The 25394-nt window shown below is 66.6% G+C and carries 16 protein-coding genes; 4 read left to right on the top strand and 12 right to left on the bottom strand.

Annotated elements, in window-relative coordinates; genetic code table 11:
* Nucleotides 1-216 precede the first annotated feature (216 nt).
* The 12 genes from AC1POX_RS04875 to AC1POX_RS04820 form a co-directional block, all read right to left on the bottom strand.
* Entirely contained in the window at nucleotides 217-4746 is a 4530-nt protein-coding gene (locus AC1POX_RS04875; protein ID WP_372356806.1) for a cellulose biosynthesis protein BcsC, read from the bottom strand.
* Nucleotides 4728-5909, bottom strand: a complete 1182-nt coding sequence (gene bcsZ, locus AC1POX_RS04870) for a cellulose synthase complex periplasmic endoglucanase BcsZ (protein WP_372356805.1) — start codon at nucleotides 5907-5909, stop codon at nucleotides 4728-4730. The genes AC1POX_RS04875 and bcsZ overlap by 19 nt, the downstream gene beginning before the upstream one ends.
* On the bottom strand, nucleotides 5906-8230 hold the full coding sequence (gene bcsB / locus AC1POX_RS04865) for a cellulose biosynthesis cyclic di-GMP-binding regulatory protein BcsB (protein ID WP_031424319.1): 2325 nt from the start codon (nucleotides 8228-8230) through the stop codon (nucleotides 5906-5908). The genes bcsZ and bcsB overlap by 4 nt, the downstream gene beginning before the upstream one ends.
* A 44-nt stretch (nucleotides 8231-8274) precedes the next feature.
* A complete protein-coding gene (gene bcsA / locus AC1POX_RS04860; protein ID WP_055026843.1) occupies nucleotides 8275-10419 on the bottom strand; it encodes a UDP-forming cellulose synthase catalytic subunit in 2145 nt (714 codons plus the stop codon).
* A gap of 84 nt (nucleotides 10420-10503) precedes the next feature.
* Nucleotides 10504-10980: a hypothetical protein gene (locus AC1POX_RS04855; protein ID WP_218488671.1), complete on the bottom strand. Its 477-nt coding sequence runs from the start codon at nucleotides 10978-10980 to the stop codon at nucleotides 10504-10506.
* Between the two features lie 28 nt (nucleotides 10981-11008).
* Complete coding sequence (gene bcsD / locus AC1POX_RS04850; RefSeq protein WP_029820255.1) at nucleotides 11009-11464, bottom strand: cellulose biosynthesis protein BcsD; 456 nt, start codon at nucleotides 11462-11464, stop codon at nucleotides 11009-11011.
* 206 nt (nucleotides 11465-11670) lie between these two features.
* Complete coding sequence (gene pncB / locus AC1POX_RS04845) at nucleotides 11671-12849, bottom strand: nicotinate phosphoribosyltransferase (RefSeq protein WP_008573756.1); 1179 nt, start codon at nucleotides 12847-12849, stop codon at nucleotides 11671-11673.
* A gap of 394 nt (nucleotides 12850-13243) precedes the next feature.
* On the bottom strand, nucleotides 13244-14212 hold the full coding sequence (locus AC1POX_RS04840; protein ID WP_011348569.1) for a glycoside hydrolase family 113: 969 nt from the start codon (nucleotides 14210-14212) through the stop codon (nucleotides 13244-13246).
* On the bottom strand, nucleotides 14194-15489 hold the full coding sequence (locus tag AC1POX_RS04835) for a hypothetical protein (protein WP_372357138.1): 1296 nt from the start codon (nucleotides 15487-15489) through the stop codon (nucleotides 14194-14196). The genes AC1POX_RS04840 and AC1POX_RS04835 overlap by 19 nt, the downstream gene beginning before the upstream one ends.
* A gap of 49 nt (nucleotides 15490-15538) precedes the next feature.
* The gene (locus AC1POX_RS04830; RefSeq protein ID WP_372356804.1) at nucleotides 15539-17446 is read right to left on the bottom strand and encodes a glycosyltransferase family 2 protein; all 1908 of its coding nucleotides are present in this window, start codon (nucleotides 17444-17446) and stop codon (nucleotides 15539-15541) included.
* Between the two features lie 10 nt (nucleotides 17447-17456).
* Nucleotides 17457-18491, bottom strand: a complete 1035-nt coding sequence (locus tag AC1POX_RS04825; RefSeq protein ID WP_033478778.1) for a hypothetical protein — start codon at nucleotides 18489-18491, stop codon at nucleotides 17457-17459.
* 128 nt (nucleotides 18492-18619) lie between these two features.
* Nucleotides 18620-19459, bottom strand: a complete 840-nt coding sequence (locus AC1POX_RS04820; RefSeq protein ID WP_218555168.1) for a glycosyltransferase family 2 protein — start codon at nucleotides 19457-19459, stop codon at nucleotides 18620-18622.
* A 603-nt stretch (nucleotides 19460-20062) separates the two neighbouring features.
* On the opposite strand from AC1POX_RS04820, the gene AC1POX_RS04815 reads away from it, so the two are divergent.
* From AC1POX_RS04815 to AC1POX_RS04800, 4 genes are all read left to right on the top strand, one after another.
* Nucleotides 20063-21220 carry a phosphotransferase enzyme family protein gene (locus tag AC1POX_RS04815; protein ID WP_218497177.1) on the top strand — a complete coding sequence of 386 codons (1158 nt, stop codon included), beginning with the start codon at nucleotides 20063-20065 and terminating at the stop codon, nucleotides 21218-21220.
* A gap of 31 nt (nucleotides 21221-21251) precedes the next feature.
* Complete coding sequence (locus AC1POX_RS04810) at nucleotides 21252-23414, top strand: TonB-dependent receptor (protein WP_372356803.1); 2163 nt, start codon at nucleotides 21252-21254, stop codon at nucleotides 23412-23414.
* A gap of 223 nt (nucleotides 23415-23637) precedes the next feature.
* On the top strand, nucleotides 23638-24213 hold the full coding sequence (gene pnuC, locus AC1POX_RS04805) for a nicotinamide riboside transporter PnuC (RefSeq protein ID WP_008573740.1): 576 nt from the start codon (nucleotides 23638-23640) through the stop codon (nucleotides 24211-24213).
* 105 nt (nucleotides 24214-24318) lie between these two features.
* Nucleotides 24319-25047, top strand: a complete 729-nt coding sequence (locus AC1POX_RS04800) for a UTRA domain-containing protein (RefSeq protein WP_008573738.1) — start codon at nucleotides 24319-24321, stop codon at nucleotides 25045-25047.
* The last annotated feature ends 347 nt before the right edge of the window (nucleotides 25048-25394 follow it).

Below are 25394 nucleotides of genomic sequence, written 5' to 3'. Positions count from 1 at the left end.
GGGATGCAATGCGAACGGCGCCGGAAGGCGCCGTTCGTTTATCTGCTGCCGCGTGGTGGCGCGCAGGCCAGGCGGTCCCTGCAGCGTGGCGGCGATGCACACCACGTCGCACGCGAGCATGCGGACCCATGCACGCGCGGCATCCCGTCGCCTGCGCGCATCCGCTGCAGCCCCTGCTGCGCGCCTTCGGAGCGAGGCACCAGGTTTGCCGTCACCTCAATGCTCCGCCGCATACGTCGAGGTCAGCACCTGCGGTGCACGCCCCAGCGCAGCGCCCAGGCGATCCATCACGAAACGCAGGTAAAGGTTGCTGCTGAACTGGTTGTAGTCGCGTGCATTGTTGAAGGTCAGCCGCCCGCCCAGAAACAGCTGCGGGGCCACCTGCCATTCGGCCGCGCCACTGAGGTTGTAGGACACGCCGGTGCGGCTTTCGCCCGCATACACCGGGTCGGTGTAGCGATTGACCAGACCGAGCAGCGCGGCCAGCGATGCGGCGTCGTAGGCGGCCTGTTGCAGGGTCGGGTCGGTAGGGAAATACGGCGAGGCCTCGGTGCTGAAATGCTGCACACCGACGCTGGCGTCGACCTTCCAGTTCACCGTCTGCCCGGCCGTGCGCCCGCTCCAGTGCACCGGGAACCCCAGGTCCACATAGTCCTGCGGGCTGAAGTAGCCACCGTGCCCGTAAGTGAAGCCGCTGAGATTCTTGTCGTACTGCATGGTGGTCAGATTGACGCCGGCGGTGAGCGATTGATGCTCGGTCTCCAAGGCATGCACGTAGAAGCCCAGGTCGACCTGGCGATGGTCGTTGTCGGCCACGTGGTTGCCCTGCAGGCGGTGCGCGGCAAGGTTGGCGTAGCCGCCGAGCAGGCCGTTGTCGGCAGTGGCCGACAGCGAAAGACCGGTGCTGGTCACACCGCCCCATTCGCGCCCGCTGCGCGCGTCCTGCGCACCGGCAAACGACAGCACGCTATCGGTGACTGCACGCCGCGAGGCCTCGGCCGACCAGCTGACGGTGTCACCGAGCTCGCCGCGATAGCCCACGCCACCGATGAGGTTGTGCTCCTGGAACCCGATCGGCGTGCTGCCCACGTCGGCACTGAAACCGCCATTGCGATACCGCACGCCGACGCCCACGCCGGTGTCGTCCTGGCTGAGCCGGCGGCTGCCGTTGCCGCTGGCGGCCATGGCATTGAGCGTGTCGACCAGGCCGGTCGGCGTCTGCTGCGCGGCGGCCGTGCTGCCGGCCAACGCGCGCAATGCGGCCGCATCGCCTGCACCCAGCTGTTCGCTGAGCGCGGCATTGCCCAGGATGTCGCGAGCCAGCTGCGCAATCGGCGTGGTGGAGGCGTTGATGCTGAGCAGGTAGGCCGGCAGCGGCTCGTTGGCCAGCGCCGTCAGCGCAGCGGCATTGCTGTTGTTGTGCTCCACCAGCAGTGCATTGAACAGGCCGGTATTCAAGCTGTAGCGGCGCAGGCGTTCGCGCGTGGCGGCGGTATCGCCTTCGGTGGCGAGCAGCTGATACACCGGCGAATCGACCAGCGTGTCGATCGGGCCACGGTTTGCGGCCAGCGCATCGCCGATGGCGCTTTGCGGTCCGGTGCCGAAGCGGCTTGCGGTGGCGTAGTCGGTGCCGAGCGTGCCGGCATCCACCACGGTTGGTGTCAGCGTGACACCGAGCTTGCCCTCGCCGACTGCGAATTCGGCCTGCACCGGCATTTCGATGTCGTCCAGACGGCCCAGGCCGTCTTCGCCGTCGCGTGCGCGATACAGCGCGCCGCCGGCAAGGCCGCCGCTGTTTTCCGCCTGCACGGCGCGCAGTTCGTCGAGCACGCTGTTGCCGCTGCTGCGCGCAGGCAGTGCTTGCGCGAGGTTGCTGCGCGGCTGCAGATCGCTGCCCGACACAGGCGGCAGCGTGCCATGCGAGGAAGCGCGCAAGCGGCTGCCGGGCGCAGGCAACGTGGAAGGCACGGTGCTGGCGCGCACCGGTTGCGGCAACGCGTCGCTCCTGATGTCGGCGGCAGCATTGACGGGTGCGGCAGGCGCGACAGGTACGACGCTGGGCTGCATGGCGAGCGGCGCGATGGATGCGACAGGCGCGGTTGCGACATCGGTGTAGGCGCTGCCGGCGTCCATGCGTTCGGACAGCACCGCCGGCGCACGCGGCATGGCGCCGGTCATGCCGGAGAATGGGTTGAGCGGGCGAGCGGATGCGGCGGCGACGGCCAGGCCACGTGCAGACGCCAGGCCATTGTCGAGCTGCCCGGCCTGACGTTGCTGCGCGGCCAGCGCTGCACGGAAATACTGCTCGGCCTTGCGGTTCTTGCCGGCACTGCGATACACGCGGCCGGCGGCCGCGAGCACCTCCGGCGACTCCGGTGCCTGCGCCAACGCGCGTTGCAGATAGCTCTCTGCATTGCGCAGGTCCGATTGCGCGGCGGCGCTGTTGGCCGCTGCGGTGAGCGTGTCCAGATCGCTGGGCTGACGTTGCAGGAGCTGCTGGTAGATCGCCAGCGCCTGGCGGTGCTCGCCGGCGGCCGCGTACAACCGCGCGAGCGCGGCCTGTGCATCGCGGTTGTCCGGCTGCTGGGCCAGTATTGGCGACAACGCGTCGTAGGCGCCTTCCAGATTGCCGAGCTCACGCAATGCATCCACCTGCCGCAGCGTGTAGGCGCTGCGCAGGCCTTGGTAGCGGCGCAGCTGCTCCGGGGTCAGGGTGGTGGCCTGCAGCTGACGCAACACCGCCGAGAGCTCGGCGTCCTGATGCGCGCGCAGCAGCACGCTGGCGTATTGCAGGCGGTCTTCGGTGCGCGGGTTGGCGCCGGTGACCAGCCGCTGGGCCAGCACCAGCGCGCGCTGGGTGTTGCCGGCGTCGGCATGCGCGCCGGCCAGGGCGGCCAGCAGTTGCGGATCGTCGAGCTGATTGCCCAGCGCCGTTTCGGTACGCGCCAGCAACTGCTGCGCCTCGCCCACCCGGCCCTGCGCAACCAGCTGCCGCGCCTGACGCGCCTGCAATTCGATCCAGGCGGTGGCGCGCAGCTGAGCCATCGCCGGCGTGCGTGCCGCAGCTGGAATGCGGTCCAGACTGTCGTAGGCGCCCTGCCAGTCGCCGCTTTCCTGCGCCAGCAGCGCATTGGCGTGCAGCGCCTCGGGTTGGTCGCCATGGACCGCGAGCAGGCCGTCCATCACGCTGCGCGCCTGATCCGGGCGGCCAGCCTGTTGGTACAGGCGCGCCAGGTCGAGACGGATCCAGGCATCGCCGGGGCGTTCGACCATGGCCGCTTCCAGTTCGGTTTGCGCGCTGACCGCATCGCCGCCATCCAGAAACTGACGCGCACGGGCGCGCTGCACGTTGGAGCGCAGCAAGGCTTGGCCACCGGACTTGGCGCGCTCGGCCGCTGGCAGCCGGTCGAACAAGGCGCTGGCTTCCTGCAGACGGCCCTGGCGGCTGTACAGCCCGACCAGGCCCTGCAACGCGCCGGCATTGTCGGCCTCGCGCGACAAGGCTTTGCGATAGCTGGCTTCGGCAGCCACCGGGTCGCCGGCGGCCTGCACGTCACCCAGCGCCACGTGTCCGGCCGGCTCGTTGGGCAGCAGCTGCACCGCCTGCTCTACCAGCTGGCGCGCCTGCGCCAGATCGCCGCGCGCGCGCGCCGCTTCGGCCTGCTGCAGCTGCTGCCAGTAACGGGCACTCTCCAGCGCGCTTTTCCATTTGCCGTTGCTGGCCGCGGCCGGTCGCAGCAGTTCCTGCGCCTCGGCAAAACGCTGCTGACGCAGACGTACCGAGCCCAGGCCGCCGAGCGCTTCGGGGTCGCGCGCACGTGCACGCAAGACCTGGGTAAAGCGTTGTTCGGCGGCGCTCAGATTGTTGGCGCTCAACGCGCGAAAGCCTTCGCCCAGCAGCACGCCGTTGGGATCGGCCGGCGCGGCCGCGGCAGTGCGTTGCGCGCGCAGCTGGCCGAGTTTGGCGGCCACTTCGGCATCGTTCGGGGTACCGGCAAGAAACGCTTGGTATAGCGGCGCATCGGCCATGCCGGTGTTGAGCCACAGCAGCGCCTGGCGCCAGCTGCTGCGTGCCGGCCCACCCACGTCCGCGCGCTGGGCAAGCGTGCGCAATTGCGCAATGCCGTCGCGGCGGGTGGGTTCGCGGTAACTGAGGACCTGCGCCAGCGCCAGCTGCACGGACGGATTGCCCGGGTCGCTGGATTGCAGGCGTCGCAGGCCGTCGCGGGCGCGCTCCCAACCGGTGGGGGTGCCGGCCAGCGATTGGTAGTACTCCAGCGCCAGGTTCGGCGGCGGCGACTTGCCGGCGAAGGCTGCTTCGTAACTGCGCGCCGCTTCCACATAGCGCCCGGCAGAGGCGGCACGACGTGCATTGCGCAGATTGGAATCTTCGCCCGCGTTGCTGCTACCGCGCGCGCCGATCGCCACGCGCAGGCGCTGCGCCTGCGGCGATTGCGGATGCGCGCCTTCGAGTTGCTGCAGCCGCTTGCGCGCTTCGGACTGGCGCCCCTGCGCCAGATCGATCTGGGCCAGGCCGAGCAATGCGTCGGGTTGGTCCGGGTCGATGCCGAGCAGCTTCTTCCAGGTGTCGGCGGCCAGATCGTCGCGACCCTGGTCGTGCCAGTAATTGCCCTGCTCCACCAGCTGCTGGGCGGCGCTGGTCTGCGCGTGCGCTGCCGGTGCGGCGAGCAGGCACAGCGCGAGCATGCCGGCGAGGTAGAACGGCTTCAGGTCGTTGCGGCACATGCAGGGGTTCTCCAGGCGGGCAACAGGCGCCCGTCTGCGGCGAAGCGGTAGCGGTTCTCAAGCCATCCCTGTCCGAACAGGGCCAGCGTGCGTTCGAAATACGGCAATGCAGCGGCGGCCGGTTGCGTGGCGGCGGGCACCCGCTGCGCCTGCGCCTTGAGCAGCGCGGGCTTGCCCAGTGCGCTCAGGTACGGCAGCAACGCCGCAGAAAATCCCACCGGCAGGGCGCCGGTGCCCACACCGCGCGCGGTGTCGATCTTTTCGGCCGGCGTCTGCTGCGCGGCGAGCAGGTCGGCCGGTCCGGACAGGTCCTTCAGCAATCGCGCGCGCAGCGGCTCGCCAGCGTCCAGCATGCCGGCCCACAGGTACACGCGGATGGCGTCGTAACTGCCGACATTGCCGCGCTTGGGATCGGCATTGAAGGTCTTGCCGTCCCACACCGTCCAATCCGGGGCAAACCCCACCGGCGCGCTGTCACGCAGCAGGCGCGCGCTGTTGGCGGCAATGGCAGCCCATGGGCCCTTGGGGTCGGCATTGGCGCAACGACGCAGCACCTGGATCGGCAGATAGCTGGGATTGAGCGTCCAGCGCCCGTTGTCGACGAAACCGGTGCGGCCCGGCAGCATCATCGGGCCCAGCCCGGGCAGCGTGGCCACTTCCTGGGTGCGGATCAGCTGCAGCATCTGCTGGCCGGCCTTGAGGTAGCCCGGGCGGCTCCACAACCGTCCGGCTTCCAGCAGCGCATAGGCAATCCACAACTCGCCATCGCTGGCAGTGTTGGCGTCCAGCACGCGCCAGGCGCCGCTGCCATCGCGGCCCCACAGCCATGCCGGCAGGTGGAGATCCGGGCGGCCGCCGCACAGGTTGTGGCGGGTCCAGCTCAGCACCTTGTCGAACAGCACCTGGTCGTTGTTGACCAATGCGAAGAACAGCGCATACGACTGCCCTTCGGAGGTGGAGCGTTGATCGGGATTGAGAAAATCCACCACCCGCCCATCGGGCTGGATGTGCTTGTCGACAAAGGCGCTCCACAGCGGCCACGGCCCGCACTGGCTGGGCGCCGCCAGCGCGGCTGCCGGCAGCAGCGCGGCCACGCCGGCCAATGCGCCTGCATGCAGCAGGCGACGGCGCGTCATGCCACCGGTATGTGCGTGCGCGCTCATGCACCGCCACCGTCGTTGAGGCGCTCGGCGGTGTGCCTGCGCAGCAGCACGCGTGCGGCCAGGGCCAGCAACAACGCCAGCAGCACCACGGTAAGGGCCAGCCACACCGGGTGGTGCGAGAAATACCAGCGCAGCCAGGTCGGCAGCGGCAGATGCCCCACGTAATAGGTCTGGTTGCCGACCAGACTGGTGACTTTGTTCTGCTGCAGCACCACCACGCTGCCCTGGAAATCCTTGAGCAGGGTCGGGTCGAACCAGGCATCGAACAGGCGGCTCATGTTGGCCGGGTCTTCGGTCTGGAAGGCGACCACGCTGCGGCCGGCTGCCAGTGGCGACTCGAAGCCCATCAGCAGGACGTCGTCCGGCTGCGGCTGCAGGGCGATCTCGGCGGTGGTGGGCAGGTCGGTGCGGCGCGCATCGAAGGAGAGAAAGCGCGGCAATCGTTCGAACAGCCAGTCGGTCAGCGCAAAGCGGGTCGCCCGCCCGTCCTGGCCGATCGGCAGATGCGCGCGCCACTGCTTGAACAACGGTTGCGATTCGGCGCTACCGAGCAGCAACAGATCGCGGCCTGCATGCTGCTGCACTGCGCCGGCGCCGATGATCTGCGCATGCAGCGCCGGGTAACCGGTGGAAGCTCCGAAATGCCCGAGCAGGGTCAGCACATTGCTCAGGTCCTGATCGCCGGGATTGTTGGGCAGCACGATGGTGGATTCGGACAAGTCCGCCAGGCGCGTGAACGGGTAGCCGGCATTGGCGAACGCCGCCAGGTTCGGCATCGCCATGTAGTGGTGGAAGCCGCTCAGGTCGATGGTGGAGTCGGCATCGATGGCACCGGACACATCCGGGAAGGTGTTCTTGCACGCTTCGCCCCGCGGGCGATCGAAGAAGAAATGGAAGCGCAGTTGACTGTTGGCCGAAAACGCACCCACCGGCAGTGTCAGGTCCTGATGCACCGGCATGCTGCCGCGCGTCCCCAGGCTGTTCCACCAGCGCATCGGCGTGGATTGAGCGAATGGGCGACCGGTCAGCGGCAGCGTGGTCACGAACGATTCGTTGATGCTGACATTGAGCGCGGATTTGTTGTCCTGCTCCGGCAGCGTGTAGCGGTAGTTCAACGCAACCGGGATGCCGTCGCGTTCCCACACGAACAGGTCCGGCGGCAGTTGCAGGCCGACTCGGATCAGGTCGGGGTGATAGCCGGTGACGTTGAGCTGGCTGGGCTGGGTGACCAGATCGCCGAAGCGTACCGGACTCTCGCTCGACACCCAGTTGGGCGCGTCGTAGGGCCGCCGCGGCGCAGGCGCGCTGATGTCGCCGATGCGGGCCACCGCACCGGTCAACGGTGCGCGCAAGGCCAGCGCGGTGGCGGCACGCTGCAGGTCTTCGCTGTTGCGGCCGAGCACCAGCAGCAGCTTGCCGTTGCGATCGTTCGGGTTGGCCAGCACGGCCACGGTGGGGCCGCGGATGTCGGCCACGCCGCTGTCGGCGGTCGCAAATTGCGCGGGCAAGGTGCCGGGCGTAGCGAAGACGACCGCATTCCCGGACGCCGGCAAGGCCTCGGTGGAGGCCGGGAACACCGCGCCACGGTAGCCGGCCAGGCTACCGAACCACGAGGCCACCGTGCCGGCCGCCTGCAACGTGGCCGTGTCCGGGCGCTGCGGGAAATAAAACGGCAATTCCAGCCGGCGCGTGTCGCGTACATCGAAGAACGGCACCGGCAGCAACGCCAGATTGTTGGCCAAGGCCAGCGGCGTGGTGGTCAGCGACAGGCTGGTGGCCGCATCCACATTCGCCCACAGGCTGCTGTGGTCGGGATCTTCGCAATCGCGCGTGTAGTGGCCGATCAACTGCAGGTTGAGCTGGTTGTAATCGGTGACCAGGCGCGGGTCGATCGGCAGATCGGCCGAGAGCAACTTGCCGGCGTTGGCCTTGTCGGTGGGCAGCGTGGCCACGGTGACGCCGTTGATGGTGACCTTGAGGTGCGACAGGTCGGGCAACAGCGAGGGCGAGTAGCTGTATTTGAGATTCAACGTGGCCGCGGTGACGATCTCATCGCTGCGCACGCTGAAGGGCACGCCGGCGCTGCCCTGCACCCCGCGCAAGGTGATTTCGTAATCGATGCCCAGCTCGCGCAGTGTTGCCGCACGCGTGCTGCCGCCTGGCAACGGTGCCGCTGCGAAGGCGACGGGCACCTGCGCTGGGGTGACTGCCTGCATCTGGCTGCCTGCCTGCGCAGATGGCGTTGCAGGCATGGGCTGCGCCTGGGCCAGGCCTGCCAGCAAGGTCAACGCACAGCTCAACACAGCCGGGAATATCCGCATCAGCGGCATCTTGGTAAAGGAAAGGGAAACACCACGCATCACACTCACGACTCCAGATCCACCGGGCGCCTCGGACGAAAGCCCTGCCGCGCGCTGTCCACGATATGCCCGCCCAGTCGCCCGAATCCGCGTGCACTGGCTTCCAACACCTGGCCCATCGAGCGCCAGAACGCATCGCGGTCGTGCTGGCCCCACTGCGACAGCCAGATGTCGGCGCGCGCGAAGGTCGACGCCACCAGCCAGCGCTCCTGTTCCATCGACATCTGCGTGAACTGGATGCTGACCTGTCCATCGCGATCCTGGCGCACCACCGCCGGCAAGGTCTGCTCCACGCCACGGTGGCTCAGGCCGATCTGCACCGGCAGACCCGGCTCGATCGGCTGTGGCTGCGCGAGCGTGATCGCCATGCCGCCCGTGGAAAAATTCACCGAGCGACTCGGCAGCACACCGCCGTCGGGCAGATACAGGGTGACCGGCACATCCAGCGGCACACGGTGTGCGCTGCGCACCTGGCGCGTTTCGCTGGCGGTGGCAATCGTGGCGCCCAGCAGCACCATGTTGTAGAGCGTCCAGGCCAGGTTGAACCAGATGGTCTGCTGCTCGCCGCTGCCACCCACATAGATCAACCGCAGCACCCCAGCCACCACGCCCACCACGTTGAGCAACAACAGGAACAGATACGGCTTGGCGATCTGCGCGTCGAAATAGCTGCGCGACACCAGCCCACCCTTGGGAGTGACGTTGAACTTGCCGAGTTTGGGATTGAGCAGGGCCACCAGCGTGGGACGGAAGATGTACCAGGCCAGCGTGGTTTCGTAGACCTCGTTCCACAGCAAATGGCGGAAGCGGCTCTGCACGCGCAGGTTGGTCAGGTTGGCCTGCAGGATGTGCGGCAAGGCGTAGGCCAGGATCATCAACGCCGAGGCCTGGATCACATGCGCGCCGAAGAACAGATAGGCCAGCGGCGCAGTCAGATAGATGATGCGCGGCAAACCATAGAAGAAGTGCAGCATCGCGTTGAGGTAGCACAGCCGCTGCGACAGTTTGAGCCCGCGCCCCAGCAAGGGGTTGTCGATGCGTGCGATCTGCGCCATGCCGCGCGCCCAGCGGATGCGCTGCGCCACGTGGCCGGACAGGCTTTCGGTGGCCAGACCCGCAGCCTGCGGCACGGCCAGGTAGGCGGTGCGGTAACCGCGGCGCTGCAGTTTGAGCGCGGTGTGCGCATCTTCGGTGACCGTTTCCACCGCCACGCCGCCCACTTCTTCCAGCGCGGTACGCTTGATCACCGCACACGAGCCACAGAAGAACGTGGCATTCCACTGGTCGTTGCCATCCTGCAGCAGGCCGTAGAACAACTCGCCTTCGTTGGGCACCTTGCCATGCGTGTCCAGGTTGCGTTCGAACGGGTCCGGCGAAAAGAAATAGTGCGGCATCTGCACCAGTGCCAGCTTGGTGTCGTGCAGGAACCAGCCCATCGCCACCTGCAGAAAACTGCGGGTGGGAATGTGGTCGCAATCGAAGATGGCCACATAATCGCCACTGCACTTCTTCAACGCGGCATTGATGTTGCCGGCCTTGGCATGCGCGTTGTTGGTGCGGGTGACGTAGTTGATGCCGACCTCGGCGCAGAACGCGCGAAACTCGTCGCGACGGCCGTCGTCCAGCAAATGGATGGTGATCTTGCCGGCCGGCCAATCGATCACGCTGGCCGCCAGCACGGTGGTGCGCACCACCGACAGCGGCTCGTTGTAGGTCGGGATGAACACGTCCACGCTGGGCCACAGGCGCTGGTCGGCCGGCAACGGCACCGGCTTGCGGTTGAGCGGCCACAGCACCTGGAAATAGCCCAGCACCAGGATCACGAAGGCATACAGCTCGGCGCCAAGCAGGCCCAGGCCGAGGATGAAATCCACCGCGCTGCCCACGCCCATGGTCTGGGTCATGCGCCACCAGATGTAGCGGCACGACACCGCCAGCGACATCCCCATCATCATCAGGATGACCACCCGCCCGCCGCGGTTGCGCACCGCCAGCGCCACCGCGAACAACACGCCGGAAAACACCAGCTGCTGCGTCACATCCATCGGCACGGCCACCACGAACACCAGCAGCAACGCACCCAGCAACCACAGCGCCCAGGTCGCCAGCGTCGGCAGCGGTGATGCGCAATGGCGGTTGGCAGCGGTCATCAATCGTCCTTCAGGCATGGCGGCGTGCGGCACAACAAGCGACAAGCGCACCGGCGCCTGCAGCGGGAAACAACGGGCAACAGGTCAACGCGAGCGCAGGCGCTTGAGCGGGCTTTGCGCGCAGCTGCGCGCATCGGCCTGCAACAGGCGCTGGAACAAGCGCTCCAACGGCGTCTGCGCCGGCCGATCGGCCGGCTGCACGCCGCGCGGCGCAGGTTCGTCGAGCTGACGCAATTTGCGCAGCGGGGCGAGCGCATCCGGCACCGGGTCTGCTGCCGTCACGACGGGTTGCAGCGAACGCTCTGGCGCCGGTACGGCGGCCGGCATGCCCAAGTTCGGCGTCGGCGCGGCAACCGCCACCGGCGGCTGCACGGCATCGGGCGCAACGGTGATCGGTTCGACCGCTACAGGCGCACCGGCCTGCGGCAGGCTGCAGGTGCGCGGCGACAGCTGGGTGTAGGCGAAATCGTGGTACCCCTGGCTGGCCGGCGTCCCCAAACGCGCGAACAGGCCCGACACATCGTCATGTTGGGGTGCGTCCTTGCCCTTCCTTGCTGTCATCACACTCTCCTTGCCCGATCAGACATGCTCATGCCGTGCGCGCCAACACCAGGCGGCGCAGATCGACGGTGTCGCTCGGCACGCTCTGCACCGCCAGACCCGCCAGCATCCCCAGTTGCTGAAACCACCCCTCGTAGACACCCTGCAAAAACCCATCGCTCCACGCGGCGCCATTCAGCGCGACGCTCAACGGCGCCCCCGCGTGCCGGATCTGCACATGGTCGGTGTACTCCTCCAACACGCACTGGCCCCAATCGCAGCGGTCCCAGACCGCATTTGCCGCGAGCTGCGCGTCGTCCAGCGTGGCGCACGGCGCAAGCCGCTGTTCGCGTGCGAAGCGGTGGCCGATTCGCGCCATCAACAGGGCCAGATCGTCCTCGGGCAACTCGGCGCCGAACTCCTCGGCCATCGCGCGCACAAACCCCAGCCATTGCCGGGAGCAACTGCGCGTGCGGTATAGCGGCAGCGGGTCGAGTGCGCTCATTCAACAGACTTCGCAAGGAAAAAGGGCCGTCACATGCGACGCATGCACCCGATGTGATGCATGTGTGATGACATGTTAGCGGCCGCCATCCTCGAATCGAGAGCTGCGTCTCACTTTTTTCGGGCATTCCCCGACAGCGTGTAGGGAATTTCTGTAGCGGGTGGCTACGCCCGCCAGTCAGTCCCCGCCGGCATCGCCCCGAACGATCATCCCTCTGCCATCGGCGGCAGTCCGAACACGTCGCGCAGATAGCGCAGATACCCGATGTCCTCGCACATGCTCTTGCCGGGCGAGTCGCTGAGCTTGGCCACCGGCTGGCCATTGCAGCGGACCATCTTGATCACGATCTGCAGCGGCGTCGGCCCCAGATCGTTGGTCAGGCTGGTGCCCACCCCGAAGGCCAGCCGGCAGCGCGTGTGGAAGTGCTGGTACAGCCGCATCACCTTGTCGATATTGAGCCCGTCGCTGAACACCAGCACCTTGGTCCGGGGATCGACGCGGTGCGCTTCCAGATGCGCGATGACGCGCTCGCCCCATTCGAACGGGTCACCCGAATCGTGGCGCATGCCATCGAACAACTTGCAGAAATACAGATCGAAATCGCGCAGGAACGCATCCAGCCCGACCACGTCCGACAACGCAATGCCCAGATCGCCACGGTATTCGCGCGCCCACGATTCCAGCGCCGCCACCTGCGAATCGCGCAGCCGCGGCCCCAACGCCTGGAACGCCTGCAGATACTCGTGCGCCATCGTGCCCAGCGGGGTCAGCCCGTACTGCTTGGCGAAATACACGTTGCTGGTGCCGACGAACTGTTCGCCCAGGCCATCGCGCAGCAGCGGCAGCAACTCGCCATGCCATTGCCGCGAGTAGCGCCGCCGGGTGCCGTAGTCGGCGATCTTGCAGCCGGCCGGCATGCTGCGCAGGCTCGCCACCTTCTCACGCAGGCGGCTGCGGCCCTCTTCGAAATCCGGCTCGGAGGTATTGCGAAACCACACCTCGTTGATGATCGCCAGCAGCGGCACCTCGAACAGGATGGTGTGCAGCCAGGGGCCACGGATGGTCAGCTCGATCTCGCCCGGATGGGTGGCCGATGCGGTCAGGCTCAGATACTTGCGATCCAGATGGAACAGCGCCAGGAAGTCGGCGAAGTCCGGCTTGATGAAGCGCAGGCTGCGCAGGTAATCCACTTCGTCCTCGCGCAGCCGCAACCGGCACAGCGCGTCGATCTCGCGCGAGATCTCATCGACGAACTGCGCCAGATCCACGCCGGGGGTGCGGCACTTGAAGCGGTAATCCACCTGCGCTGCCGGGTGCTGGTGCAGCACTGCCTGCATCATGGTGAATTTGTACAGGTCGGTGTCGAGCAGCGAATGGATGATCATGCCGCCGGATTATGCCCTTGGCGGCGATGACAGCGCGTGCAGTGCGCAAGCCGCGTGAGAACGCAGCGCACCTGTGTCGTCAGGCAGACAGCCGCGATTGCCAAGCTGGGCCAGCGCGTTTCAACCCATTCTGCGCAGCGCAGCCGCTGGCGGAAGGAGCACGTCGGAAGGCATGCAACGTGACGCCAGTACGTGCAGCTGCGCCCGTCTGACGCACAGCACAGGCGCACGCCATGCACGTGCAGCGCGATCTAGCGCGACCGGCGACCAGAGCGAGCCTGCATCGCGTGACGTGGCCGGCGCCAGAAGCCCAAGCGTGCAAGCGGGTTCTGGCGATTCCGGGCACTGGCCGCACCCCGCCGCCGCGACGAACGCAGCTGTTCGCCAGTCGCCCTCAGCGCGCCAGCACCTGCTGCGCCGGCTTGCCCTGCACGGTGAAATCGCTGTCGCCCGGGCCGCCGGCCTTGGGGTCGGTATACCAGCACCACAGCGCAATGCCTTCCACGCCATGCGCCTGCAGTACCTTGCGCCACTGCTGCAACACCTGCAGCTGCAGACGCGTATCGACGGCGGCCGTGCGCTGCTCCGGGCTTTCCCACGGCGCCGCCAGACTACCGCGCGCCGAACGCAACCCCAGCTCGGCCACCCACACCGGCTTGCCCACGCGCTGACCCAACTGCTGCAGGCGTTGCGCCGCGGCGGTCATTTCAGCGCTGCGTGCGTCGGCAGCTTCGGACAGGCGCGGATACAGGCTGGTGCCCACCGCATCGAACAACGACCAGTAACGGAAGCTCTCGGCATGCTCCATGCCGTCGGCCACGTACAACAGTTTTCCGTGGTAGACCTTGCGCACTGCCGCGACCAACGCTGGCCATTGCGGCGCGTCCTGCAACTTGCGCAACTCGGTGCCGATCACCAACGCTTCGGCGTGTTCGTCCTGGGCCAACCTGGCCAATGGCAGCAATGCCTGCTGGTAGGCCGCAAACCACGCCGCCGGGTTGGTGGGCGCGGCATCGCCGGCCCAGTGTCCCGGAATCCAGACATGCACCTTGAGCGTCGGCTGCAATCCAGCCTGCAGGCTTTGCCGCAACGCAGCGCGCATGGCGTCCACACTGCTGTCGCTGCCCAGCACCGGGTCGTTGGACTGCGGGTTGGCCTGCCACACGAACGCGACCAGCAACGCCTTGCTGGCCCCCGTCTTGGCCAGTGCGTCCAGCGACTGCGCTGCAGCCTGACTTTCCCACGGGGCGTTGGCGGACACCTTGACGTTGGCGCCCATCCAGGTCGGCGCGGCGGCATTGCAGCCGTTTGCCAGCAGACACACGCCGATCAACGTTGCGACGCTTAGAACGCGCTTGAACATGCAGCAGACACCTCGGCATTCGGCGGCGCCGCGTGCCGGGAGCACGCCGTCGCACGCAAGGATGCACTGTTCTTGTCCTGCGGCACCGCCGTGACCGCTGCCGGGTTGGCCGGCTCGGCAGTGTCGGCAGATGCCGTTGCAGCCGGGGCCACCGCAGCGCTCTGGGCCATCGCCGGCTGCATCACCCCAGCCTCCTGCGTAGCGGGAGCGGCCGCCGCACGCACCGGCAACGATACCGGCGTCGTCATGACAACGGCCTCGCCCTGCATCAGGGCCTGTTCGTCGGGCGCTGCGGCACGCATCCAGCTACCCCAACCCTGCGGTTGTGCCCAGATCGCACCCACCAGGCCCAACACCAGCAATCCGGCCGCCTGGCCGCGCTGGTCGGGGTGCAGCGCACGCAGCAACAACGCCGCCGGCACCCACAACAGCAGCAGGGCATCGAAGCCAGCCCAGCCGAACGCGAACGACAACGCAGCCGCGCAGACCACGGTGCCGGCACTGGCCACCACGCCACGCGCCAACGCACCGCTGCGCGCACGCGCCACCAGCGCAAGCACCGGGAAGCACGCCACGGCCGCCACACCCCAGCGGACCGCCGGCAACCAGCCGTCGGCATGGCCGGCCAGTGGCAACGGCAACGGATGCGACGCCTGGGCAATGCTGGACAGCGTCGGCCACGGCGCATTGAACACGACCAGATTCACGTAGGCCCACATGCCGACCAGGAATGCGAACGGCAGATAGCACACCAGATAGAACGAGCCTGGTGCCTTGCGCAGCATCTGCGGCGGCATGACCAGCAGCAGCCACGGCGCGACCATTGTCGACAGCGCCAGCGTCTGCAGACCCAGGCACAGCAAAATGCACAACCAGCCCGCAATGCGCAGATAGGTGAAGGCTTCCACTGGCGCCTGCAAGCGGCGCAAGGTGCGGCACAAACCGTAGAAGGCCAGCAACCCCACTGCCTGGCTGCCGCCGGCAGCGATCGGCAGCAGGAACAGCGGGTTGCAGCCCACCAGCAGCGTCAGCGCACTGGCCCAGCCGCGCCCGAACACGCCAGCCAGATCGCGCCACAGCAGCGACAGGAACAGCGCGTTCGCAGCAACCGCGACACATGGCCAGACCTGGAACGGCAGATTCCAGCGATGCAAGGTGAGATCGACCGCCCACGCCAGCAACCCGGTCGCCGGCACGCCGATGTCCGGCGCAAGCGCGGGCGTCGTGGCCACCGACTGCACCAGCAGCGGCTGGCTCAGCAGCGACAGCGCCACCACGGCGATGAGAAACGCCGGCAGCCCGCTCTCGCGACGCTGCGCAACCGGCTCACTCTTCGAGTGCGGCGCGGCGCTCGTTTTCCGAATGCTTGCTGATGCCATGCGTGGTCTTCTCCCAATAGAACGGATTGTGGATCAGCTGCCAGAGACCCTTGTAGGCGGCGATCGACTGCAACGCCCAGTAGAACGGCACCGTCAGTGCGTACGGCGCCAGCTTGAAGTAGTCGCGCTTGAACGCTGCAACCAGCGTGATGTAGATGAAGAACGCATTGGCCAGCAGCAGATTGACCAGCGAGACCCCCGCCAGCCACGGCGGGAAGAAGCGCTCGAACATCGTGGTGCCGGTCAGCGCCCACGCCGCGTACAACGCCCAGAGCACCGGCACGCCCAATGCGGTGAAAAAACCGCCGCCGATGAAGAACTGGAACCCCCAAAATCCCTTGAAGCCGGTGCTGCGATACAGATGCACCGGGTCGCGCATGTGCACCAGCCAGGTCTGCATATAGCCCTTGAGCCAGCGCGACCGCTGCCGGATCCAGTTGGGAATGCTGACGTTGGCTTCTTCGAAGGTGGTGGAATTGACCACGTTGACGCGGTATCCGTTCTGGATCAGCCGCACGCCCAGATCGGCGTCTTCGGTGACGTTGTACGGATCCCACGCGCGCACCTGGCGCAATACGTCCAGACGGAAGTGATTGGAGGTGCCACCCAACGGAATCGGAATGCGCAGGTATTCCAGCGCCGGCAGGTAGAAGTCGAACCAGAGCGTGTACTCCAGCGTGAACATCCGCGTCAGCCAGTTTTCGTCGGCGTTGTAGTAGTTCAGCCGCGCCTGGATGCACACCACATCCTTTTCGGCCTTGCGGAATGCCGCCACCACGCGCTTGAGCTGGTCCGGCTCGGGCTTGTCTTCGGCGTCGTAAATGGTAAGCAGCTGCCCACGCGCAAAATGCAGTGCGTAGTTGCAGGCCTTGGGCTTGGTCTTGGGCTGCGACGGCGGCACCCGGATGATTTCGAAGAACGCTTCCAGGCCGAGTTTCTTGGCCGCTTCGATGGTGTCGATGTCGTCCGCTTCCAGGACCAGCTTCACGTCCAGCTTGCTGATCGGGTAATCCAGCTTGCGCAGCGCGTTGGCCAGGATCGGCAGGACTTCCGGCTCCTTGTACATCGGCACCAGCACGGTATAGACCGGCAGGTCGTCGTCGCGCAGCGCGGCCACCTCGTCTTCGGTGACCTTGATGTCGATGCGATGGCGCGAGCCGAACCACACCAGCAGCAACTTCAACCCGAAGGTGGCCAGAAAGCCCAGCGCCACCAGCACGTTGACGGCAATCAGGGCCGGCACCGGGAACAGCACCAACGTCGCCAGCATCACCGCCGCCAACGCCCACAACGCGAACTTCTGCCCGCGCGTGATGACCTGGCGTGCCGAATACGTCGGCGCATGCGCCGCAAGCAGGTTCAGCGCGTTGTCGGTGAGCTGCTCGTCGGCATAGCGCTGCAGGCTCCAGATGATGTCGAACTTGGCGGTACCGACAAAGCGCACGTCTTCGCCGTAATGGGCACGTGCCCAGGCGAACAAGGCCGGATCCGGATCGGCTACCGCCAGCACCAGCACACCGTCCTCGCGCCGCCACGGCAACACCAGGCGCTGCGCGTAGCTATCCAGATCGCCGGGGGTGAGCAGCGCAGGATCCGGCGGCTGCTGCACCAGATCGATGAATTGCAGCCCGAAGTGCGCGGCAACGATGGCGTAGAACCGCTGCGCCGGCACGCCGCGCTGGGCCAGGATCACATCGCCAAGGCGCGAATTCCAGCGTTGCTGCAAGGCCAGCGCCGAGCGCAGCTGTTCATCGGTGATGACGCCTGCCGACACCAGCGCACGACCCAGCAGACCGCGTTCGCGGCCGATGTCCGGTGCTCGTCCCAGCGCGTCCGTTTCGCAGGTGACCGTCATGTGCGGCCCCTCAGAAACGCCACCAGGCGGCCACGAATGGCCCGCCCGCGGCACCGGTGTTGCGCCCCATCACCGGCTGCTGATACCCCACCTGCCATTGGCTGCCACCCGGCGCCGTGTACAGCGTGGACAACTGCAACTTGGTGAGATCGTAGTTGGTGCCGGTGGCGACGAAGCCCACGCCGCCACCGCTACCGGCAACATCGAAGTTGCCACGCCCGTTGCCCAACCCCTGGATCACATTGAGTTCGCCCAACAGCAGCCAACTCGGGGTCAGACTCAGACCTGTGGACGCGTCTACCCGCAGTTCGTCGGACGCCGCGCTTCCGCGCAGGCGGACCGCACCCCCCAGATCGACATAGCCGTTGCGGCCGCCCAGCGTGTAGCCACGGCCGCGGCTGTAGCGCAGCTCAAGGCCATAGTCGCCCAGGCCAAGCGCAGGGTCGGAATTGGCAGAAGGATTGTTCGGGTGGTAGGTCTTGCTGCGCCCATACGCGGGGATGCTCACCAGGGCCTGCACGGCACTGCGCCAGACATCGTTCTGCGCGCTCGGCAACGCATAGCGCAAGCCGATTTCCTGATCGGCAAAACCGGTCGTCGTGGTTTGCTGACGGCCGTTGACGGCATCGTGGTTGCTGAAACCCACGTCGTTGAAATAGAAGTTGCCGATGAAGCTGAGCTTTTCGGTCAGACCATGCTCGACGTAGACGTTGAGCTGGTCCTGACGGCTGCGGCCATTGCCATCGAACTGCTGGCCGTCGCCGAAGGTCGTGCGGTGGTGGCTGTCGTCGAACCACCCGCGGCCATCGCTATGCAGCGCCTTGACGATCACCAGGGTATCGCCCTGCGGCTGGGTCCACGCACCGGCCAATGCGGTGCCCGGCAATGCGGCCAGCACACAGCTCAGTGCAAGCGCCGATGCCAGGACCGACAGCGCACGCGGTTGGGTTGGATTGGGATGACACGGCGAGGCAATCGAACTGGACTGCAGCGGGGTAGCGCACGACCGACGTACCCGCCTTTGCGGGTCGTTCTGTAAAGACATTGCACGATTCCTGATGGGGGACCCGGAAGGGACAGGAAGCTAGGGTTGATCACACTTCGGGGCGAAACGTATCACAGTTGCGGCCGGCGCCCCATCACCGACTTATCACAAATTTAACGCGATCCAACTCATTTGTTTTGCAACAAACGCGGCACCTGGGCCACTGCGTGGATCCAGATCGCAAGCCACACGCCAAGCCGCGTCGGCAGCCCGCGTCGATCGGCCTCGAATTTACGAAAATAGCGCCACAATCCACGATGTTTGTGCCACTCCACAAAGAACGGCCGCGCGCGGCTGGAGACTCCGCGTACGTGGAGCACTTGAAGATCGTTGGCCACCGCCACCAGGGCACCGGCCTGGCGGGCGCGCCGGCACAGATCCAGGTCTTCAGCATGCAGCCGGTAATTGCCGTCCCAGCCGCCCAGCCGGTCGAACAGGCTGCGCTGCATCAGCATCAACGCCCCGGAAATGGCATCCACCGGCTGCAAGGCGCGCGACGGATCGGCCGCCACCGCCAGATTGGCGGCGGCGCGCGGCGCGCGCAGCATCGCGGCGAAGTCAGGGTCGCGGCGGCGCACGGCCGCATCCGGGCGCCCCTGCTCATCCACCTGCTCCACCCCCAGCAACACCGCCGGATGTCCCGCTGCCCGGTCGTACAGCTGTAGCAAGGTATCGCGCGCGACCATCAGGTCCGGGTTGATGAAGACCAGCCAGGGTGCCTGCGAATCGCGCGCGCCCTGGTTGCAGGCAGTCGCAAAACCAGGGTTGTCGGGATTGGCGATGAAATGCAGCCGCGCATCGGCCAGGGCATGACGCTGCACCACTTCCAGGGTGTCGTCGCTGGAAGCGTTGTCGACCACGCGGATCTCGCTGATGCCCTCGGCCGCGCGCAATCGCGACAGGCACGCATCGATGGTGCTGCTGCTTTCATAAGTGACGACGACGGCGGCGATCTGGACGGGAGTCATCCGGCCATTATCCGGTGCCGGAGCGGCGCAGCGCCATCTTGGATTGGCCGACGCTCGCTGCGCGACAGGCGCTGCCGCGGCCGCATCGCGCCGACGTCCGGACGCGATTGGAACTGCGCCACGCTTCCGCTTGCACGCAGTGCCCGGGCGCGAACGCGCCTTGCAGCATGGCGACCCACCGCCGCAAGGCGCATACTGCGCGCCCGGAGCCGCACGCGGTTTCCGTTGCCACACTTTTGTGCAACCGGCAAACCGACTGCGCAGCCAGGCAAGCGCGGGCAGCACGCGATGCATGTACCAGGAGTACATCTGCGTCAGAGCGCGTCGCCCGCTGCACCTGATCGCCAGCCGGGTTGCAGGTTGCTTTTGGTGCACTCCCACACCTGATTGTTGAGATGACGGTTAGCGACCTTGCGGTTTCGCGCTGCCTTTTCATTGCTTGCATCGCCGCGACCTGATGGCGGATGCGATGCGACAACGGCCCGGCAGCGCCGTTCTTGTTCTTGCCGGCGCGCGCGCCGCGTCCGCCGCCTTACTCCCGATAACCTGGTCTATACCACTCACCGGCGCAGCACGGTTGCCGCGCCCGTCGGGAGTCAGGCCATGAACGTGCCGCATCAGGTGCATGGCATGAGCCTGGAACTGGCATTGCCGGACTGGCCAGTACTGACCACCGATGAAATCCATCGCGTGCTGCAGCGGTTTGCGGCGGTGGGCCACCTCACTGCGGTGCGCTGGCATAGCGCGCGCCCGTTCTCGGCAGCGGCCTGCGTGGACACTGCAAGCGGCCCGGTCATCGTCAAACGCCACCACTGCAGCGTGCGCAGCGTAGCCGCGCTGCGCGAGGAACACAGCTTCATGGCCCACCTGCGCTGGGCCGGCGCGCCGGTGGTGGAGGTGCTGCACGACGCCCGGGGCCGCACTGCGCTGGCGCACGCCGATTGGGTGTACGAAGTGCAGCGGGTGGGTGCGGGGCACGACCTCTACCGCGATGCATTGTCATGGACACCGTTCTCCGATGTTGCGCATGCGCGGGCGGCCGGCGCCGCGTTGGCGCAGCTGCATTGCGCGGCCCAGGGTTTCGATGCGCCGGCACGCTCCACCAGCGTGCTGGTCGCCAATCTGCGATTGTTTGCCCAGGCAGACCCCCTGCAGGCGTTGCACGATGCCTTGCCAACGCGGCCGCACCTTGCAGCAGCCCTTCAGGACCGCCCCTGGCCAGACGATCTGGCCACCCACCTGCTGCCCTGGCATGCGCAGGCGTGGCCGCTGCTGTCTGCGCCAGGCGCGCTACCGCCGCTGTGGACCCACGGCGATTGGCATGCGTCCAACCTGCTGTGGGACACCACCGACGGAGCCACCCGCGTCAGCGCCATCTTCGATTTCGGATTGAGCGATTGCAGCAGCGCGCTATTCGATCTGGCCACCGCGATCGAACGCAACCTCATCCCCTGGTTGCGGCTGGACACCGGCGCACGCGCGCAGGCCGAGCTCGACCAGCTCGACGCGCTGCTGGAGGGCTACGCGCAGCATCGCCCACTGGACGCAAACCACTTGCACCGCCTGGCTGCGCTGCTGCCGATCGTTCATGCCGACTTCGCCTTGAGCGAAATGGAATATTTCGCCGGCATCACGCGTTCGCCCGCCAATGTCGATATCGCCTATCACCGCTATCTGCTCGGCCACGCGGACTGGTTCGCCAGCACCGATGGCCAGCACCTGCTCGCGCATCTGCACGCACGTGCGCGCCGGCTGCCGTGAGCACTTTCCTTTCTCTGTCGAGTCCTGCCCAATGTCCGTTGCCTTCCCCCTGCTGTCCCGCTGCCCGCTCGCGCTTGCACTGGCATTGTGCTGCGCCCCCGCACTGGCGCAGCAACAACCCGGCGCCGATGCGGTCGAACTGGACACGGTCAACGTGCGTGGCGAGCGCGCGCAGACCAGCACGGCATTGAGCGGATTTGGCGCCACCCGGCTGCTGGACGCCCCCGCCTCGATCGCGATCATCGATCGTGCGCAATTGCTTGATCGCCAGGCACGCGTACTCAGCGAGGTCTTGCGCGCCGATGCCTCTTCCGGCGATGCGTATGCGCCGATCGGCTATTACGAAAACTTCGTGGTGCGCGGCTATTCGCTCAATGCCGCCAACAGTTACCGCATCAACGGCATGAGCGCGGTGGGCGAACAATCGATCGCACTGGAAAACAAACAGCAGGTGCAACTGCTCAAGGGCCTGGCCGGGCTGCAATCGGGCGTCAACGAACCGGCCGGACTGATCGACTACCGCACCAAGCGACCCGAGCACGTGCGCAGTGTCACCCTGGGCACAGACGAACAGGGCTCGCGCTATGTCGCCGCCGATCTGGGCGACTGGTTCGGTGCCGAACGCACGCTGGGCTTACGCGTCAACGCCGCACGCGAAGACATCGACAGCTATGTCGATCACGCCGACGGCTACCGCAATTTCCTGTCGCTGGCCGGCGACTGGAAGATCACCCCGCAGGCGCTGCTGCAGCTGGACGTGGAGTATCAGCACCGGCAACAGCGCTCGGTGCCCGGCTATCAACTGCTGGGCGGCACGCAGGTACCGCGCGATATCGATGTGCACCGCCTGCTCGGCTACCAGCCGTGGGCGCGGCCGGTGGAAATGGATGCGCTCAACGCGCAGCTGCGTTACGCCTACCAGTTCAACGACGACTGGCGCGCCACCGCCGAAGCATCGCGCAGTCGCTCGAAGATCAACGATTTCTCTGCATTCGCCTGGGGCTGTTATGGCGCGGCAAGTTGCGCCGACATCGCCACGCCGAACTTCTTCAGCGCGCAGGGCGAATACGACATCTACGATTACCGCAGCCCCGACGACACCCGCATACACGATCAGCTGCGTGCCACGCTCGAAGGCCACGTCGCGACCGGCGCGCTGGAGCAACACCTGAGCATGGGCGGCGAGTGGCTGCGCCGCACCGTCGACCGTTTTGGTTCGGTCAACGAATTCGTCGGCAGCGGCAGCATCGATCGCGACCCGGAGGTCTTTGCGCAGACGGATGTTGCGCTGGACCCCAAGCAGCGCCGTCTGGACAGCCGCCAACGCGCGCTGGTCATGGCCGACCGGATCGGCCTGGGCGCGCAGTGGGAACTGTCGCTTGGCGCGCGCTACGTGCAACTGGACGAACGCAGCTTCGATCGCGACGGCCTGCTGGAGCGACGCACGCGCAAAGACACGGTACTGCCGCAGGCGGCGCTGCTGTTCAAACCGCAGCAGAACATGTCGCTGTATGCCAGCTACGCCAAGAGCCTGGCGGCCGGCGGCACGGCGCCGTGGTTTGCCGACAACGCCGACCAGATCCTGCCGCCCACCAATGCGTACCAACTGGAAACCGGCGCAAAGATCGACCTGCAGGGCCTGCGTCTGGGCGCGGCACTGTTCGACATCCGCCAGGCCTATCAGTTCACCCAACCGCAGGCCGATGGCGGTCTGCTCTATGTGCAGCAGGGCCGCCTGCACAACCGCGGCCTGGAGCTATCTGCCGACGGTGCGGCGACCCGGCAGCTGCGTCTGTTCGCCAGCGTCGCGGCAATCCGCGCGCGTGCAGAGGACACCGACATTGCCGAGTACGAAGGCCATCAGGCGATCAACGTGCCCAAGCTGCGCGCCAGCGTGCAGGCCGATTACAGCGTGCCCGGTATCGATGGTCTGGCCCTGCTGGGCGGTGTGCAATACAGCGGGCGCAAGTTTGCCGACCGCCTCGGCAACGCCAGCGTGCCGGCCTACACCGTCGCCAACCTGGGTGCCCGCTACGCCACGGCGCTGGGCGGGCTGGCGACCACCTGGCGCGTGAACGTGGACAACGTGTTCGACAAGCGCTATTGGCGCGATTCCGGCGAATATCAGGGCGATGCGTATCTGTTCCCCGGTGCGCCGCGCACCGTACGGCTGACGGTGCAGGTGGATTTCTAACCTGCACTGTAGGCACACATTGCGCGCCCTGCCGTGCATGCACAGGAATGACGGGGAATGCGCTGTCGGGCAGCGTCGACAGCCGGTCACCGGCGCTGCCAGCTCGCCTGCGGATTGTGCTCGTGGACGACGAGGTGCCGTGTTCCAAGGCTGAACTGTATGCACCGTCGTCCCAACGCCTCCTACGCCGCAACACGTTGACCTATCACGCACCAGGTACCGCATGTCGCTGCTCGAATCCATCGCTGTCGTGATCAACCTGCTGGGCGTGTGGCTCACCGCGCGGCGCATTCGCTGGTGCTGGCCGGTGGGCATCGTGGCGGTGGCGTTGTATGCGTGGCTGTTCTACCAGTGGAAGCTGTACTCGGACATGCTGCTGCAAGGGGTCTACGTGCTGACCCAGCTCTACGGATGGTGGCACTGGCAACCCGGCAACGCTGCAGACACGCGGATACGCCCGCTGCCGATGCCGTCCGCCGAACGCTGGCTTTCGCTGGGCATCGGCGCGGCGTTCGCTGCGGCGCTCGGCGCCTATATGCATTACCGCACCGATGCGGTGCTGCCGTGGCTGGACGCGGCGCTGGCCAGTTTCAGCCTGGTGGCCAGCGTGTGGGCAGCACGCAAGCGCATCGCCAACTGGGTATTGTGGATCGTGCTCGACTGCGTCTACGTCGGCGTCTTCATCAGCAAGGGGCTGTACCCTACTGCCCTGCTCTACGCAGGCTTCGTGGCGCTTGCGGTGTACGGCTGGCATAGCTGGAAAACCCAACAGAAACAGAACCTGGCCGTCGCACGCTAAGCCGGTCGCGGTTTGTGCGCGCGTTCTTCTTTACCATCGCAACATGCACGCCTGCCACCTCATTGCCTTGCTCACGCCCTGCGTCTTCCGCCTGCGGTTCGCCGCATGAGCGTGTCGCGCCAACACACCATCACCGAAGCGATCTCCGCACAAATCTCTGCCGGCGAATGGGGACCGGATCAACGCCTGCCGGTGGAACGCGCGTTGGCCGAGCGATTTTCCTGCACCCGCATCACGCTGCGCGAAGCGCTGCAGCAGCTTGAAGCCGAAGGCCGCATCTATCGCGAAAACCGCCGCGGCTGGTTCGTCAGCGCGCCGCGCGTGCGCTACGACCCCACCAGCATCGCCGGCTTCATGCAGTACGTGGCGGCGCAAGGACGCAAGCCGCGCACTGAATTATTGAGCGCCACCCGGCAGGTCGCGGGCGCGGCTTACGCCGCGGCGTTGCGACTGGACAGCCCGTACGACGAGGTGTTCGTCCTGCAACGTCGGCGCTGGATCGACCGCCGCGCAGTGCTGCTGGAAACGAATGTGGTGCTTGCGGACTGGGCGCCGGGCCTGCTCGAACACGATCTGGCAGGGTCGCTGTCCAGCGTGTTCAACCAGCGGCTGGGACTGTTCCTGAGCCGCGCGCAGCTGTCGATGCATCCTGCCGGATTGGACGCGACACAGGCGATGCTGCTGCAGTCCACGCCCGGCACGCCGTGTTTTCGGCTGCAGCGGATCAGCTTTGCCGAAGACGGCCGCGCGGTGGAACTGGATATCGAATCCTGGCGCCACGACGCATTGGATGTGGTGGTGCGGACCGAGGCGCCGACGCGGTCTGCTTTTTAGGGGCGGGAATCGGGAACTGGGAATTGGGAACTGGGAATTGGGAACTGGGAATTGGGAACTGGGAATTGGGAACTGGGAATTGGGAACTGGGAATTGGGAATTGGGAATTGGGAATCGTTGAAGAGCGTGCCGCATTGCTGCGTTCGTGGTGTGTGCGGCTTTGCTGCCACCTCGGTGTCATCAACAGCAGATTCGAAGCTGCTTGATAGGCCGGATGACGTTTTCGGCCAGAACGCATCGGTGACGTGCCGGCGGCATCGACGGGGCACGGCTGCTGATTGGGCGGTGGTTCCGCCTTTCGCCTGATGCAGGCATCACGACATCGATCCGGTCATGCGACACGTGCG

It is taken from the genome of Xanthomonas sp. NCPPB 3442 (assembly GCF_056725145.1).
Note: the sequence above shows the minus strand (reverse complement) of the source record. Positions and strands in the feature narration are given on the sequence as shown.